Genomic DNA, 12,919 nt, shown 5'->3' with positions numbered 1-12,919 from the left:
ACTATAAAAAAATCATAAAAACATTATACTTTTAGAAGTAGTACAATGGCGAATAGCTTAAAAATATGTTATAATATTATAAGTATTTTATGGAGGTGTACAATGGAGAATTTAGGTCAGATAAAGATATCAAATGACGTTATTCAGACAATAGCTGGATTTGCGGCTATGGAAATTGAAGGAATAGACAAAACTACATCTTTTACGGATAAATTATTAGGAAATCACGGTATAGAGGTCAAGATAGATAGTGATAAGGCCGTAATAGATGTTAATCTATCTGTAATGTATGGAGAAGTAATACCCGAAATATGTTACAAGGTACAAGAAAATATAATCAATGCAGTAGAAACTATGGCAGGACTAAAGGTTGCTCAGGTTAATGTTCATGTTGCTAGTGTAGAAGTAAAGAAAGAAAGAGAAAAAAAAGATAATGAAAAATAATCCAACTAAAGATTTACTAATAAGAAGAATCGTATCAAGAGAAGTTTTTATGAAATATATGTACCAGAAGGCTCTTATGGGAGAAGAATGGACAAACATATATGAAGATCTTAATAACTTTTTAGATTCAGTAGAAGAAGATGCAATGGAAATACATAATGTCAATGGCGGAAAAGAGCTTGATACTTTGGAAACATATAGAGATTCCTTGTTTGATAGTGCCTATCTTATGGATATGTCAAGTGCGATAGAAGAACATATAACAGAGATAGATGAATATATCAATAAATATGCTAGAAACTGGAGTATAGAAACTTTACCAGCAGTAGACGTGGCAATATTAAGAGTTGCAGTTGCTGAGATAAAGTATTCATTTATAGTTCCAAATGGGGTTGCGTGTGATCAGGCTGTCAATTTGGCTAAAAAATATTGTGATGAGAATGCTTATAAGTATATAAATGGTATACTTGGAAGCGTAATCGGTAAATAATAAAAAGACAGATATTAAAAAAGAACTGTAAATTTTACAGTTCTTTTTCTATTTAAATATAAAAAATTTATAGTAAAGCTATAATATATTAATTATATTTTGAAATTTTCCATAAATAGAGAATTTGTATTTCCATATAATATCTATACAGTCTATTATTTAAAGCTTTATGGAAAAGAAACATCAAATATTTTATCTTTAACTTAGTTTACTAAAGTATACTTTTTATCTAAAATTTTAAAATCTTTTTTTATTCCATCTGTAATATATACCTTATTATCTTTTGTAATAAAAATAGCGTCAATTTCATTCATAGATTTTACTTTTTTCATTCCATCTTTAAGACCAAGTCCATATATAGATGTAGAAAGTGCATCTCCGTCTACAGATTTATCTGAAAAAATAGTTACACTGCTAAGCTCATTATCAAATGGATATCCTGTATCAGGATCTAACATATGATGATAAATTTTGCCGTTTTTCTCTAGATATCTTTCATAGATTCCAGATGTAACAATAGATTTATCAGATAAACTTACACTAGCCATAGAATCACTAGATTTTAAACGTGGATTTTGAATTCCAACTACAAAATCTTTTTTAGATTCATTTTTACCCATAACATATATATTTCCACCAAGATTTACGATTGCATCCTTGACTCCGTTTTCTTTTAGATATTCGGCAACTTTATCAGCACAATATCCCTTAGCTATACCACCCAAGTCTAATTTCATGGCTTTTTTCTTTAAATAAACTGTTTTATTAGCTTCATCTAATAAAATATCCTCTGAATTAATAAGTTTTAATACATTTTCAATTTCTGTTTTTTCTGGAACTCTTGCATCTTCATTTCCTATATTCCACATTGAAGTAAGGGGCCCTATAGTAATATCAAACTTACCATTTGTAATCTTTGAATAGGCAATGGATTTTTTTATGACTTCAAAAGTATCATTTCCAACTTTAACAGCTTTTATTCCAGCATTATTATTTATTGCTGAAATTTCACTTGAAGGTAGGTGTGCACTCATTGAATTATTTATATCCAGTATTACTTTATCTACTCCAGGTAAAACTTTATCAGCCTTGCTTTTTCTGATATTAATCAAGGAAATTTCGTTTACAGTATCTAAATAATAGTTAGTAGTAGAATAAGTCCCTTTTTTATCAAATTGATTAAATGCAAATATAGCCGTTATGACAATAAGAGTTATTATCGATGCTATAATTTTAGTGTTTTTTTTCATATTTTCCTCCGAGAAATGTGTTATAATCATTTATGTGAAATAATCACACAAACTATTATATCATAAATGGAGAGACATAATGAAGAAGAAAGATTTTATTTTAATAGCAGTAATATTACTTGCAATAGTTATAGCATTTTTTGCGAATAAGGCTATAAATTCAGGTCAGAGTGATAGGATAGAAATATATGTAAATAACAAGCTTTACAAGGAATATCCTATAGATGCAAATGAAAAAATTACGATTAAAAATGGTAATGAAAAAAACGTAGTATACATACACGATAATGGTGTTGAGATGCTAGAGGCAGATTGCCCTGATGGAGTATGTGTAGATACTGGATTTATAAATAAGCCTGGGCAAAGTATTGTATGCTTGCCTCATAAGATAAATATAAAGATAGTGACAGATGATAAGTCCAAAAAAGAATTAGATGTATCAACACAATAGCATTTTTAAGAAGTTAATATAATTACTTACTTTGAGTATCTAGACAATTTAAATAAGTAACTTGCTAGTGAAAGTATAGCTGCTTACAATTGTATTTCTAATGAAAGATTATAGGCTAATTGATATATAGCAAATAAAGTTGATTAAGGAGTTTGAGATGGTAAACATAGGTAATGATTGGGATGATGTATTAAAAGATGAGTTTGAAAAAGATTATTATAAAAAATTAAGAGAATTTTTAAAGGAAGAATATTCAACTAAAGAGATTTTTCCTGATATGTATGAAATTTTTAATGCTCTAAAGTATACATCCTACAAGGACACAAAAGTAATAATACTAGGACAAGATCCATATCATAATAATGGGCAGGCCCACGGTTTAGCCTTTTCAGTAAAAAAGGGAATAAAGACTCCTCCATCACTTTTAAATATTTATAAAGAGTTAAATGAGGAGATGGGCCTATATATACCTAACAATGGATATTTGGTAAAGTGGGCTAGACAAGGTGTTCTTCTTTTAAATACAGCCTTGACAGTGAGAGCTCATCAGGCAAATTCTCATAAGGGGATGGGCTGGGAAATTTTCACAGATAATATAATAAAAAAATTGAGTGATAGAGAAGAGGCTGTTATATTTGTTTTGTGGGGTGCAAATGCAAGGAGTAAAAAAAAGTTAATAGATAGGAGCAGACACTATATATTAGAAGCTCCTCATCCAAGTCCACTTTCAGCATATAGAGGATTTTTTGATTGTGGCCATTTTTTAAAAATAAATGAAATTTTAGAATCAATAGGAAAAGAAAAAATTGATTGGCAGATAGAGAATATATAAAATCAAATAATTCTTTTTATGAAAACTATTGCATTGAAGGTTTTTTTGTGGTACTATTATAAGGTATTCGGGGGTGAATGAGTGCTGGTGTGCTCTCTAGTCTTCAAAACTAGTATGAGGGGTTAGTAGCTTCTTGGGTGAGTTCGATTCTCACACACTCCCGCCAATATTGTATATTTACTACTATTTTTTGTGTTATACTTAAAATAGTAGTTTTTTATTGTAAAAAATAATAATTAGGGGGGTATATTGTGGAATTTGTAGCGTCTTTTAGTGGTGGAAAAGATTCTCTTATGGCAATCAAACAAACTTTGGAAAGAGGGGGACGTTTAGTTGCAATAATAGTTTCAACGAGAGAAGATATGAAGACTTCATGGACACACGGTCTCGACAAGGAATATTATAAAAAAGTAGCAGATATTTTGAGATGCGAAGTAATATTTACGGACACGGATATAGATAATTATGAAAAGGAGTTTGAAGCTGCTTTAGAAAAATCTAAAAAATTAGGTGCCAGAGCCTGTGTATTTGGGGATATAGATATATTGCAACATTTATCTTGGAATAAGAGAAGATGTGATAATGTTTGTATTGAATGTATACACCCTTTAATGTTTAAAAATAGATCGGAAATAGTAGAGGATTTTTTAAATAGTGATTTGAAAGCAAAAATAAAGAAGTTAGATGAAAATAAATTAGCAAAAGATATGCTAGGAAGAGATTTTGATAGAGAATTTATAGAGAGCATAAAAAAAATAGAAGGTGTAGATGTTTGTGGAGAAAACGGTGAATACCATACAGTAGTTGACCCATATTCTATAAGAAAAGTATTGGGAGCAGAGATATATGTAGATAATGCATCTACTTGCTATCCAAAGGCACCAGGTGTAAGCACAAGAGTGTCTGAGTTTATAGACAATGAGTCCTTTAGCATTAACAGGGGAACATATATGAAGGCATATAACCTATCTTCTAAGGTAATAGATGTAAGAGATAAGATTGCAAAATTTTTACACGCTCCAAAAGATTATGTAACCATATTTTCACCTTCAGCAACAGAAGCTATCAATATGAATTTAAGAGGCTACTTATCCAAGGGAGATGAGATAATAGTAGATGAGCGTATGCACAATTCTTCTTGGAGAACGGTTGAATATCTAAAAAATAAGGATGTATCTGTTAAAATTTGGTCTGAAAAGAATGGAGAAAAAAGCTCAAGCTTTGGACTGAGATCAGATAGTAAAAAAGAAAGTATAGACATTGAAAAACATTCTAGCTTGAATGATAAGCCGCTCTATGAAAGTGAAAATTTAGAAGAAGAAAATAAAAAATATGATATTAGTGAGTTAAAAAATTTAATAACAGAGAAAACCAAGTTAGTATTTATTACTTTAACAGATAATATTACGGGACATTATCTAGAGGAGGCAGAAGAAATTGGAAGAATCTGTGAAGAAAAGAATATTTATTATGTAATAGATGGCGTTCAAAGTATATGTGAAAGAGAAATAAACATAGAGAAATTAAAGGCAGATGCTTTTATTTTGAGTGGGCATATCGGTCTTATGGGACCTGAGGGAATAGCAGCATCAGTAATAAAAGAAGATATGGCAAAGAATATAGATGCATTGATTTATGGTGGAACAGGAAGTCAATCAAATAGTCCCAATATGCCTGAAAGTCTGCCAGATAAGTTAGAGGCTGGAACTATGTCAACTCCTATGATAATGGCTATGGGAGCAGCTATTGATTATATAGAAAGCGTAGGGCTTAGGAATATAATAGGTAAGAAACATAGTTTAGGGAAAAAATTAAGAGCGGGTCTTAAAGATATTGATGGAACAATTGTTTCAGGACACGGTTCTTTTTGTTCACTATCCATGAAAAATCAGGATGATGCTATGGTAGCATTCAACATAGATGCCAGCAGGAAAATAATGACTAGAGTAGGAATACAGTGTTCTCCATGCACGCATATGGTAGAAGGAAGTTTCCCAAATGGAAGTATTAGATTCACACTTGGCTACTTTAATAATGAATATGATGTAGCTGAGATAATTGATGCAATAAAGTATATAGAGAGCAGCTTTTAAAAATGAAATATTTTATTGTGAAAAATTATTAAGGTAATATTTAAAAGAGAATTATTAATATTTTATAGTATAAAAGCCTAATATAGATACTTCTAATATATAAGAATTTAAAGAACTAAAAACAACTTAAAAGCTATAGAGGAAATCGATATCAGAATGTTAAACTATTAAAAAAATGAATGAAGGTTCAAGTATATTTAAGTTTACTTCTTATTGTGATAATATTGAGACTGAGGTCTGATTGAATTTATTTTTTAAGTTTAGGTTAGATTTTTAATTAAAAATTTTAATAAATAATAATTAGGGGAGGAAATATTAATGGCTGATTACAGAGAAATGTGGAAAGAATTGGGGATGGATGTAGAAACTCATGATCAATTATGTGAAGTTCTACCGATGGCATTTACAGATGTATATCTATCTCAAAAAAATAGACCAGAAAATATGGGATATTTTGATTTTGTTGTGTCTGAAATACATGGAGTTAGACCAGCTGAATTAGTTAAGGCTCAAAAAGAAAATGGAACAAAGGTGTTTGGTACATTCTGTGTTTACGTTCCAGATGAAGTAATATTTGCAGCAGGTGGTATTGCCACAGGTCTATGTGGTGGATCACAGTTTTGGGTTCCAGGAGGAGAAAAGGTTCTTCCAACTAATACCTGTCCACTTATAAAGGCATCTGTAGGAGCAAGACTTGATGGAACATGTCCTTTCTTTAAAATAGCAGATATGTATGTAGGAGAAACTACTTGTGATGGTAAGAAAAAAGCTTGGGAAATATTAGGTGAAGAAGTTCCTATGCACATTATGGACCTACCTCAGATGAAGAGAAGAAAAGACTATAAGGCTTGGTCTGAAGAAATAGTAGAGTTCAAGGAAAAGGTTGAAGAATTTACAGGAAACAAGGTAACTGAAGAAAATCTAGCAGCTTCTATAAAGATGATAAATGACAAGAGACGTGCTCTTGAAAGACTTTACTCTGCTAGAAAGAATAAAAATATTCCTATTTCAGGAAAAGATAGTTTATTAATATCTCAGATAGCATTTTATGATGACCCAACAAGATTCACTGAGATGACTAATAAGATTTGTGATGAACTAGACAAGAGAGTAGAAGAAGGTGTAAGTGTATTCGAATCTGGAACAAAGAGAATACTTCTTGCAGGTACTCCACTTGCAATACCAAACTGGAAGATACATAATATAGTTGAAACTTCTGGTGGTGCAGTAGTATGTGAAGAAATGTGTACAGGTACTAGATACTTTGAAAGACCAGTAGACGAGACTCAAACTACTTTAGAAGGACAAATTGATGCACTAGCTGAGAGATATATGGGAATAAACTGTGCTTGCTTTACTCCAAACAATGCTAGAATAGACGATATAATAAGACTATGTAAGGAATATGATGTAGATGGTGTAATAGATGTAAATCTTAAATTCTGTAATCTATATGACACAGAAGGATTCCTAGTAGAAAGAGAATTAAAGAAGGCTGGGATACCAGTACTGGGTATAGAAACTGACTACACTGATTCTGATGTACAGCAGTTAAGAACTAGAGTTGGTGCATTTATAGAAATGTTAGACAGATAGTTTGAGGAGTGTTTTAATGGAAAAAATTTTTTATGTATTATTTAATAACCACGAAAATGGTTTGAAATTAAACTCTCTTTTAAAGGAGAATTCTTTAAAGTCAACCATATCTCCAACTCCAAGGTCACTTAGTAAGTGCTGCGGTATATCACTGATAGTTGAGGAAGATGAACTTGAAGATGTAAAAAGAGTGGTTAAGGAAAATGATATAGAGATAATAGCAATAGAATCTCTTGAAAGGGACATAAATCCTAATAGAGATGTGTATTGTTAGTGAGGATGTGAAGTATGATTTATGTAGGAATAGACATAGGCTCTACTGCATCAAAAGTCGTGGCTAGAAAAGAAGATAAAAGGTATGAGTTTGTTATACCTACTGGCTGGAGCAGTAAAGAAACTGCATCGGCAATAGTTGATAAATTAAAAGAAAATGATATTGATGTAAATAGCGATGAAGTAGTAGTGGGAGCCACTGGATATGGAAGGGTTGCTGTTGACTTTGCAGACTATGTAGTCACAGAGATTACTTGCCATGGAAGAGGCGGCCATGAAATGGTGGGAGGAAACTGTACTATCATAGATATCGGAGGTCAGGATACGAAAATCATCAAGATAGAAGATTCTTTCGTTTCAGATTTTCTGATGAATGATAAGTGCTCCGCTGGTACAGGTAAGTTTATTGAAGTTATGGCTAATAGATTAGGTGTTGATATAAATGATTTATTTAAGCTTGCTCAAGAAGGAGAAATTCTTCCAATAAGCTCATTGTGTACTGTATTTGCTGAATCAGAAATAATAAACTATATCGGTGAAGGAAGAAAAAGATCAGATATCGCAGCAGGCGTAGTAGATTCTGTTGCAGGTAAAGTAGCTCAATTATTTAGCAAGTTTGCAAACTCTGAATATGTTGTTTTAACTGGTGGTCTTAGTCACAGTGAATTTTTTGCAGATTCTTTGTCTAAAAAAATTAAACTTCCTGTTCATACCTCTGAATATGGTAGGTATGCAGGTGCTTTAGGAGTATCTTTAATTGCAGAGGACAAATACCTAAAGTCAAAAAAGAAGTAAGAGAATTAAAAAATATAAAAAGCAGTGTTTTATATTGAAATATTAAAAAGGCTATCTCTAAGAGATAGCCTTTTTAAGTTAATAAGTAAGATATAGTTTTATATAACTATCTTATCGTATTGTTCATAGTATTGTATGATATCCAGCCTAAATCAGTTCTACACCAGATTCTGCTAGCTGATTCAACGTATGTATCATATATATAGACTTCATCACCTCTTGAGACTGTGCCTGTAACTGATGAACCCTTACTTGGTGAAGATCTTACATTTGCTTCTCCAGAAGTTATGTACTGGTATGTACCCTTGATAGCATCCGCAACACTGTTTCCAGAGTTAGAGTTATTTGTACTTTCTACAGCTACTGGAACTTCTTTATTTACAATGATTTCTTTTACTTGGGAGTCTGTTTTACCAGAAGATTTTTTATAGAGTTCAACACCCTTCTTATCATCAGGCATAATTGATATATACTCTGATAATAAAGAAGAAGCTTCAGAGTTATTTCCAGATTCTATAAAAGAATTAGCTTTACTAATTATATCTTTTTGTATAGATTCAATCTCAGTTGAGGCTATTTTATAAGATTTTTCATCTTCTCTAGGAATCATTTTGTACAAGGTTAATGCTTTTATTAGTTCTCCTCTTTTTTCCTGATCATCAGCTTCCTTTATTGTATCAGAGATTTCTTTTTTTATTTCAAGCTGATTTTTTAGAGATTTATACTCTATATTTCCTGTTTTAGAATATAGTTCAGAGTATAACTTTAGAGCTTCATCATAATCTTCTATTTCTATAAAGTTCTCTGCCTTTTTTTCCATAGAAGAGATTTCGTATTTGTTCTTTAAAAAGAAGCCTACAAAAATGATAGCGATTACTGCGATGACAGCAATAACTGTAATGATTATCTTCTTTTTATTGCCATTAGAGTCATATGTTTGTTCAAAATCATCTGATGAATTATTATAATCATCAAAATTTTCATCAGGATTAAAGTTATTACCTTTTTTTCTCAAATTAATTCCCTCCAGTTTTCCTTTAATTTTTAAATATTTTTGATAATATCATAACTTAATTATACATAATATATTCTTTATTTTCAATTTAAAATGAGATATTTATTTTTGAATATTAAATTAATTTAAAAAGATAATATTATTTTCGAATTTAAAAATAATTATTGTCATATTTGTATAAAAAAACATAAAAAAGTAGAAAAATCATAAAAAATAAGCTTAAAAGTAAACTTGAATTTCTTTCAGATATTAAGTATAAGATGTATTGTTATGTTGATTTCATATAGTAAATATAGTGTAGAGGATTTTACGTCAAAAATATAAAGATAAATCTAAAAAGATAAGAAAGAGTGTGTTTTGCCAAAGAGAGTATATCTTGTAAAGAGTATGCCTTGTTAAATAATAGTTGATTTAATGCTAAACTAAGAAAAGTTTGATAAGATTGACAATAAGCTTGTAGCACAATTATAATATTATATACGATTAAAATATAAAAAATATAATATATAAATAAGGTGGTAAATAGATGTCAGAAAAATTTAAAGAGAGAACAAAGATAGTTATAGGGCAAGAAGGTATAGATAGATTAAGGGATGCAAATGTTATAGTCTTTGGACTGGGTGGTGTAGGTAGTTATGTTGTGGAGGGGCTTGTAAGGGCTGGAATAGGAAATTTAACAATAGTTGACTTTGATACAGTAGACGAAACTAACATAAACAGACAAATACCCGCACTTTACTCAACTATAGGCCAATATAAGGTGGATGTATTGGAGAAAAGAATAAAAGATATTAATCCAGATATAAATCTTATAAAACATCAAGCTTTATTTGATGAATCTAACTCAGAGGAGTTATTGAATGGAAATTATGATTATGTTGTAGATGCCATAGACATGGTTAAATCAAAGATACATCTTATAGAAAGCTCATATAATAAGAATTTAAATATTATAAGTTCTATGGGAATGGGGAATAAGCTAGATCCAACAATGATAGAAATAACGGATTTGTATAAAACAGAAATGTGTCCTCTTGCAAAAGTTATGCGTAGAGAGCTAAAGAAAAGAGGAATTAAAAAACTAAAAGTAGTATTTTCAAAAGAGAAACCAAAAGAGACTGCAGAGCTATTAGAAGACGGTGTGATGAAAAGAGTCAATGGTAGTACATCTTTTGTTCCACCTGTGGCAGGGCTTACTATAGCTTCTTATATTGTAAGAGATATAATATCTAAGCAGATACAGAAAATTTAAAAAGCAAAATAAAAATATCACTTATAAAAATAGATTTTCAATAGAGCAGTTATAAAGCTGCTCTATTTTGATAGAAAAATACCTTCTTTATTAAAATAAAATTTTATATCACCATCGAGATCAGTTCTGTAAATTTTAGAGTTATACTTTTCTAAGCTTGCAATAGTCTCTTCATTTGGATGGCCATATTTATTTTTATATCCACAAGATATGACTGAGATATCAGGACTAATAGTAGATATAAATTCTTCAGATGATGAGGTTTTGCTTCCGTGGTGGGCTACCTTTAAAAAATTACAGTGTTCTAGATTATATTTACTCAAAATATTTTTCTCAATGCTAGAATCAGCATCTCCTGTAAATAAAAATGAATAGTTGTCATATTTCATAAGAAATACAAGAGAGTTTTGATTTGGATCTGAAGATATACTTGATGGTGAGAGTATATAGATACTTGTAAATTCACCAAGATTAAAAGAATCATCAGCTTTCAAATACTTTATTTTAATATTATAATCAATCGATTTTTTTAAGATATTTTCAATGATTGGATTTGACTTTTCTTCTCTGGAAAGTAATATTGTTTCTGCATTTATTTCATCCAATAGTTTTGATGCTCCACCTGAATGGTCACTATCCGAATGAGTGAGAAGTATATAGTCTAACTTTTTGATTTTATTGATTTTCAAATCTCTTATTACATTTCTAGCAAAATCTTCATCTCCTGAGTCTATCAAAAGACTTTTATTGTCGGATGTTTTTACTAAAATAGAATCTCCCTGACCTACATCAATAAGATCTATCTCCAACTCTTCTTTTGGACTTGAACATGAAATCAAAATAAAACAAGATAGAAGACAAAGTATATTTTTTAGAAATCTTTTAATAGAGTTTATTTTCATTTAGATAGTATCCCTTCTTTAAATTATTATATTAGCCTATATATATATAGGCTAATATAATAATTTATAAAACTTTTTTACTTTGTAGAGCTGGGATTTATATATAAATAAATATTTAAAATAGTATTTTTAAAAAAGTAATAGTCGATTTACTACTATATTTAGAATGAAATTCAAGAAAAAATGGATAAAAGAAAATAGGACTATTAAAAAAAGAAACGATTTCATACGCGATTTCAATAATTATATCGAAAAAAACGCAAAAAAAAGAGTCAATCAGTAATTTTGGGGTTTACACTTAACCTTATAGGGTATAAACTAAGATAGTCAATAGAAATTTTTTTCTATTGATAAAAATATAAAATTAAAAGTTTTTGATTCAGGTGATTTATAAAAACTTTATAAAATTACACACAGGTATTTTGAATTGATAGTTATTAGTTTTTTGAAGACATAATTTGATATATTTATGAAAGGTTAATGGATTCATGTAAAATATTAGTTTAAGAGTGTAGAGTATTATTTAAAGATATAAAATGTAAATATAGTATTTAGAATAGATATTATAAATATAGTATTAGAGTAGATATAAGGAGTTGTTTTTTATGGAATTTAAGGAAATAAATATAGAAGCAAAAGAGGTATTAGACAAGTATTTTGACATAGTTGATTATGAAGCGTGTGAATATTGTTTTAATACACTTTTTATGTGGCAGCATTCGTATAAAACGTGTTATCATATAGGTGATGGCTTTGCTGTATTAGTTGGTGAACATAACGGTGAAGTATTCTCTATACTTCCATTAGCACCAAAGGAAAAAATACCAGAAGCAATAGATTATGCACTTAACTGGTTTGATACAGACAAGCACAAGATCTATTTTAGAGGTATAGATAAAGATGTCGTAGAAATGTTAAAGGAGTTACACCCTGGAAGATTTGAATATACAGCAGAAAGAGATATATTTGACTATGTATATGATGCTGAGAAGATGAGAACTGTTAGAGGTAGAAAATTAAGTGGAAAGAGAAATCATCTTAATCATTTTGCCAAAGAATATGAAGGAAGAGTAGAAAGACGTTTATTGACAAAGAAAGATTTTCCCGAGTGTTTTGAACTTCTAAGAAGTTGGAACAAAACAAAGAGTGGTGATGATGAATATGAAGAGAGCATAGACGAAGAATTTATTGGAATGAAAAAGCTTTTTGATAATTATGATGTTATAAGCGACAAATTAAAGATTTATGGTGTATTTATAGATGGCAAGTTGGAAGCTTTTAGTATGGGTGAGAAAATAAATGATAATATGGCTCTTATACATATAGAAAAGGCAAATGCTGATATAAGAGGTCTTTATCCATATATAAATAAAATGTTCTTAGTAGATGAATTCCCAGATGTAGAATGGGTTAATAGAGAAGAAGATATGGGAGTAGAAGGTTTAAGAAAGGCCAAACTTTCTTACTATCCAGAGAGATTTGTCGAAAAATACACAGTAAGAGAAGTATAAAATCAGAAAAAGAGG

At 29.9% G+C, this 12,919-nt stretch carries 13 protein-coding genes and 1 tRNA gene; 11 read left to right on the top strand and 3 right to left on the bottom strand.

Annotated elements, in window-relative coordinates; all coding sequences use genetic code 11:
* Nucleotides 1–102: 102 nt before the first annotated feature.
* Both UF10_RS05280 and nusB read left to right on the top strand, forming a co-directional pair.
* Entirely contained in the window at nucleotides 103–444 is a 342-nt protein-coding gene (locus UF10_RS05280) for an Asp23/Gls24 family envelope stress response protein (RefSeq protein WP_106776789.1), read from the top strand.
* Entirely contained in the window at nucleotides 434–934 is a 501-nt protein-coding gene (gene nusB, locus UF10_RS05275; protein WP_106776788.1) for a transcription antitermination factor NusB, read from the top strand. The genes UF10_RS05280 and nusB overlap by 11 nt, the downstream gene beginning before the upstream one ends.
* Before the next feature lie 203 nt (nucleotides 935–1,137).
* On the opposite strand, the gene UF10_RS05270 is transcribed toward nusB, so the two are convergent.
* A complete protein-coding gene (locus tag UF10_RS05270) occupies nucleotides 1,138–2,184 on the bottom strand; it encodes an FAD:protein FMN transferase (protein WP_106776787.1) in 1,047 nt (348 codons plus the stop codon).
* Between the two features lie 79 nt (nucleotides 2,185–2,263).
* Between UF10_RS05270 and UF10_RS05265 the strand changes: the two genes are divergently transcribed.
* The 7 genes from UF10_RS05265 (at nucleotide 2,264) to UF10_RS05235 (ending at nucleotide 8,224) form a co-directional block, all read left to right on the top strand.
* On the top strand, nucleotides 2,264–2,635 hold the full coding sequence (locus UF10_RS05265) for a NusG domain II-containing protein (RefSeq protein ID WP_106776786.1): 372 nt from the start codon (nucleotides 2,264–2,266) through the stop codon (nucleotides 2,633–2,635).
* A 157-nt stretch (nucleotides 2,636–2,792) separates the two neighbouring features.
* Complete coding sequence (locus tag UF10_RS05260) at nucleotides 2,793–3,467, top strand: uracil-DNA glycosylase (protein WP_106776785.1); 675 nt, start codon at nucleotides 2,793–2,795, stop codon at nucleotides 3,465–3,467.
* A 69-nt stretch (nucleotides 3,468–3,536) separates the two neighbouring features.
* Nucleotides 3,537–3,633, top strand: a tRNA-Sec gene (locus tag UF10_RS05255).
* A gap of 85 nt (nucleotides 3,634–3,718) precedes the next feature.
* A complete protein-coding gene (locus tag UF10_RS05250; protein ID WP_106776784.1) occupies nucleotides 3,719–5,560 on the top strand; it encodes an aminotransferase class V-fold PLP-dependent enzyme in 1,842 nt (613 codons plus the stop codon).
* Nucleotides 5,561–5,878: 318 nt separating this feature from the next.
* Nucleotides 5,879–7,156 (top strand): double-cubane-cluster-containing anaerobic reductase, encoded by a 1,278-nt coding sequence (locus UF10_RS05245; protein WP_106776783.1) that lies wholly within the window; start codon nucleotides 5,879–5,881, stop codon nucleotides 7,154–7,156.
* 16 nt (nucleotides 7,157–7,172) lie between these two features.
* A complete protein-coding gene (locus UF10_RS05240; RefSeq protein ID WP_106776782.1) occupies nucleotides 7,173–7,430 on the top strand; it encodes a DUF3343 domain-containing protein in 258 nt (85 codons plus the stop codon).
* A 14-nt stretch (nucleotides 7,431–7,444) separates the two neighbouring features.
* Nucleotides 7,445–8,224, top strand: a complete 780-nt coding sequence (locus UF10_RS05235) for an acyl-CoA dehydratase activase (protein ID WP_106776781.1) — start codon at nucleotides 7,445–7,447, stop codon at nucleotides 8,222–8,224.
* Nucleotides 8,225–8,330: 106 nt separating this feature from the next.
* Here the strand turns inward: UF10_RS05235 and UF10_RS05230 are convergent, their stop codons facing one another.
* The gene (locus UF10_RS05230) at nucleotides 8,331–9,239 is read right to left on the bottom strand and encodes an SH3 domain-containing protein (RefSeq protein ID WP_106776780.1); all 909 of its coding nucleotides are present in this window, start codon (nucleotides 9,237–9,239) and stop codon (nucleotides 8,331–8,333) included.
* Nucleotides 9,240–9,765: 526 nt separating this feature from the next.
* On the opposite strand from UF10_RS05230, the gene UF10_RS05225 reads away from it, so the two are divergent.
* Nucleotides 9,766–10,491, top strand: a complete 726-nt coding sequence (locus tag UF10_RS05225; RefSeq protein WP_106776779.1) for a tRNA threonylcarbamoyladenosine dehydratase — start codon at nucleotides 9,766–9,768, stop codon at nucleotides 10,489–10,491.
* A 62-nt stretch (nucleotides 10,492–10,553) separates the two neighbouring features.
* Here the strand turns inward: UF10_RS05225 and UF10_RS05220 are convergent, their stop codons facing one another.
* Nucleotides 10,554–11,393, bottom strand: a complete 840-nt coding sequence (locus tag UF10_RS05220; protein WP_106776778.1) for a ComEC/Rec2 family competence protein — start codon at nucleotides 11,391–11,393, stop codon at nucleotides 10,554–10,556.
* 605 nt (nucleotides 11,394–11,998) lie between these two features.
* Between UF10_RS05220 and UF10_RS05215 the strand changes: the two genes are divergently transcribed.
* Nucleotides 11,999–12,904 carry a DUF2156 domain-containing protein gene (locus tag UF10_RS05215; protein WP_106776777.1) on the top strand — a complete coding sequence of 302 codons (906 nt, stop codon included), beginning with the start codon at nucleotides 11,999–12,001 and terminating at the stop codon, nucleotides 12,902–12,904.
* The last annotated feature ends 15 nt before the right edge of the window (nucleotides 12,905–12,919 follow it).

Origin of the sequence: Peptostreptococcus russellii, from assembly GCF_003012055.1 — a bacterium.
Taxonomy (GTDB): Bacteria; Bacillota; Clostridia; order Peptostreptococcales; family Peptostreptococcaceae; genus Peptostreptococcus; species Peptostreptococcus russellii.
This window is presented reverse-complemented; position numbering and strand designations above follow the sequence as displayed.

What these genes read in the sequence shown, in the direction of transcription:
- UF10_RS05280 (WP_106776789.1), top strand. Translation starts at nt 103, where the DNA reads ATGGAGAATTTAGGTCAGATAAAGATATCAAATGACGTTATTCAGACA.
- UF10_RS05240 (WP_106776782.1), top strand. Translation starts at nt 7,173, where the DNA reads ATGGAAAAAATTTTTTATGTATTATTTAATAACCACGAAAATGGTTTG.
- UF10_RS05215 (WP_106776777.1), top strand. Translation starts at nt 11,999, where the DNA reads ATGGAATTTAAGGAAATAAATATAGAAGCAAAAGAGGTATTAGACAAG.
- UF10_RS05245 (WP_106776783.1), top strand. Translation starts at nt 5,879, where the DNA reads ATGGCTGATTACAGAGAAATGTGGAAAGAATTGGGGATGGATGTAGAA.
- nusB (WP_106776788.1), top strand. Translation starts at nt 434, where the DNA reads ATGAAAAATAATCCAACTAAAGATTTACTAATAAGAAGAATCGTATCA.
- UF10_RS05225 (WP_106776779.1), top strand. Translation starts at nt 9,766, where the DNA reads ATGTCAGAAAAATTTAAAGAGAGAACAAAGATAGTTATAGGGCAAGAA.
- UF10_RS05220 (WP_106776778.1), bottom strand. Translation starts at nt 11,393, where the DNA reads ATGAAAATAAACTCTATTAAAAGATTTCTAAAAAATATACTTTGTCTT.
- UF10_RS05270 (WP_106776787.1), bottom strand. Translation starts at nt 2,184, where the DNA reads ATGAAAAAAAACACTAAAATTATAGCATCGATAATAACTCTTATTGTC.
- UF10_RS05235 (WP_106776781.1), top strand. Translation starts at nt 7,445, where the DNA reads ATGATTTATGTAGGAATAGACATAGGCTCTACTGCATCAAAAGTCGTG.
- UF10_RS05265 (WP_106776786.1), top strand. Translation starts at nt 2,264, where the DNA reads ATGAAGAAGAAAGATTTTATTTTAATAGCAGTAATATTACTTGCAATA.
- UF10_RS05260 (WP_106776785.1), top strand. Translation starts at nt 2,793, where the DNA reads ATGGTAAACATAGGTAATGATTGGGATGATGTATTAAAAGATGAGTTT.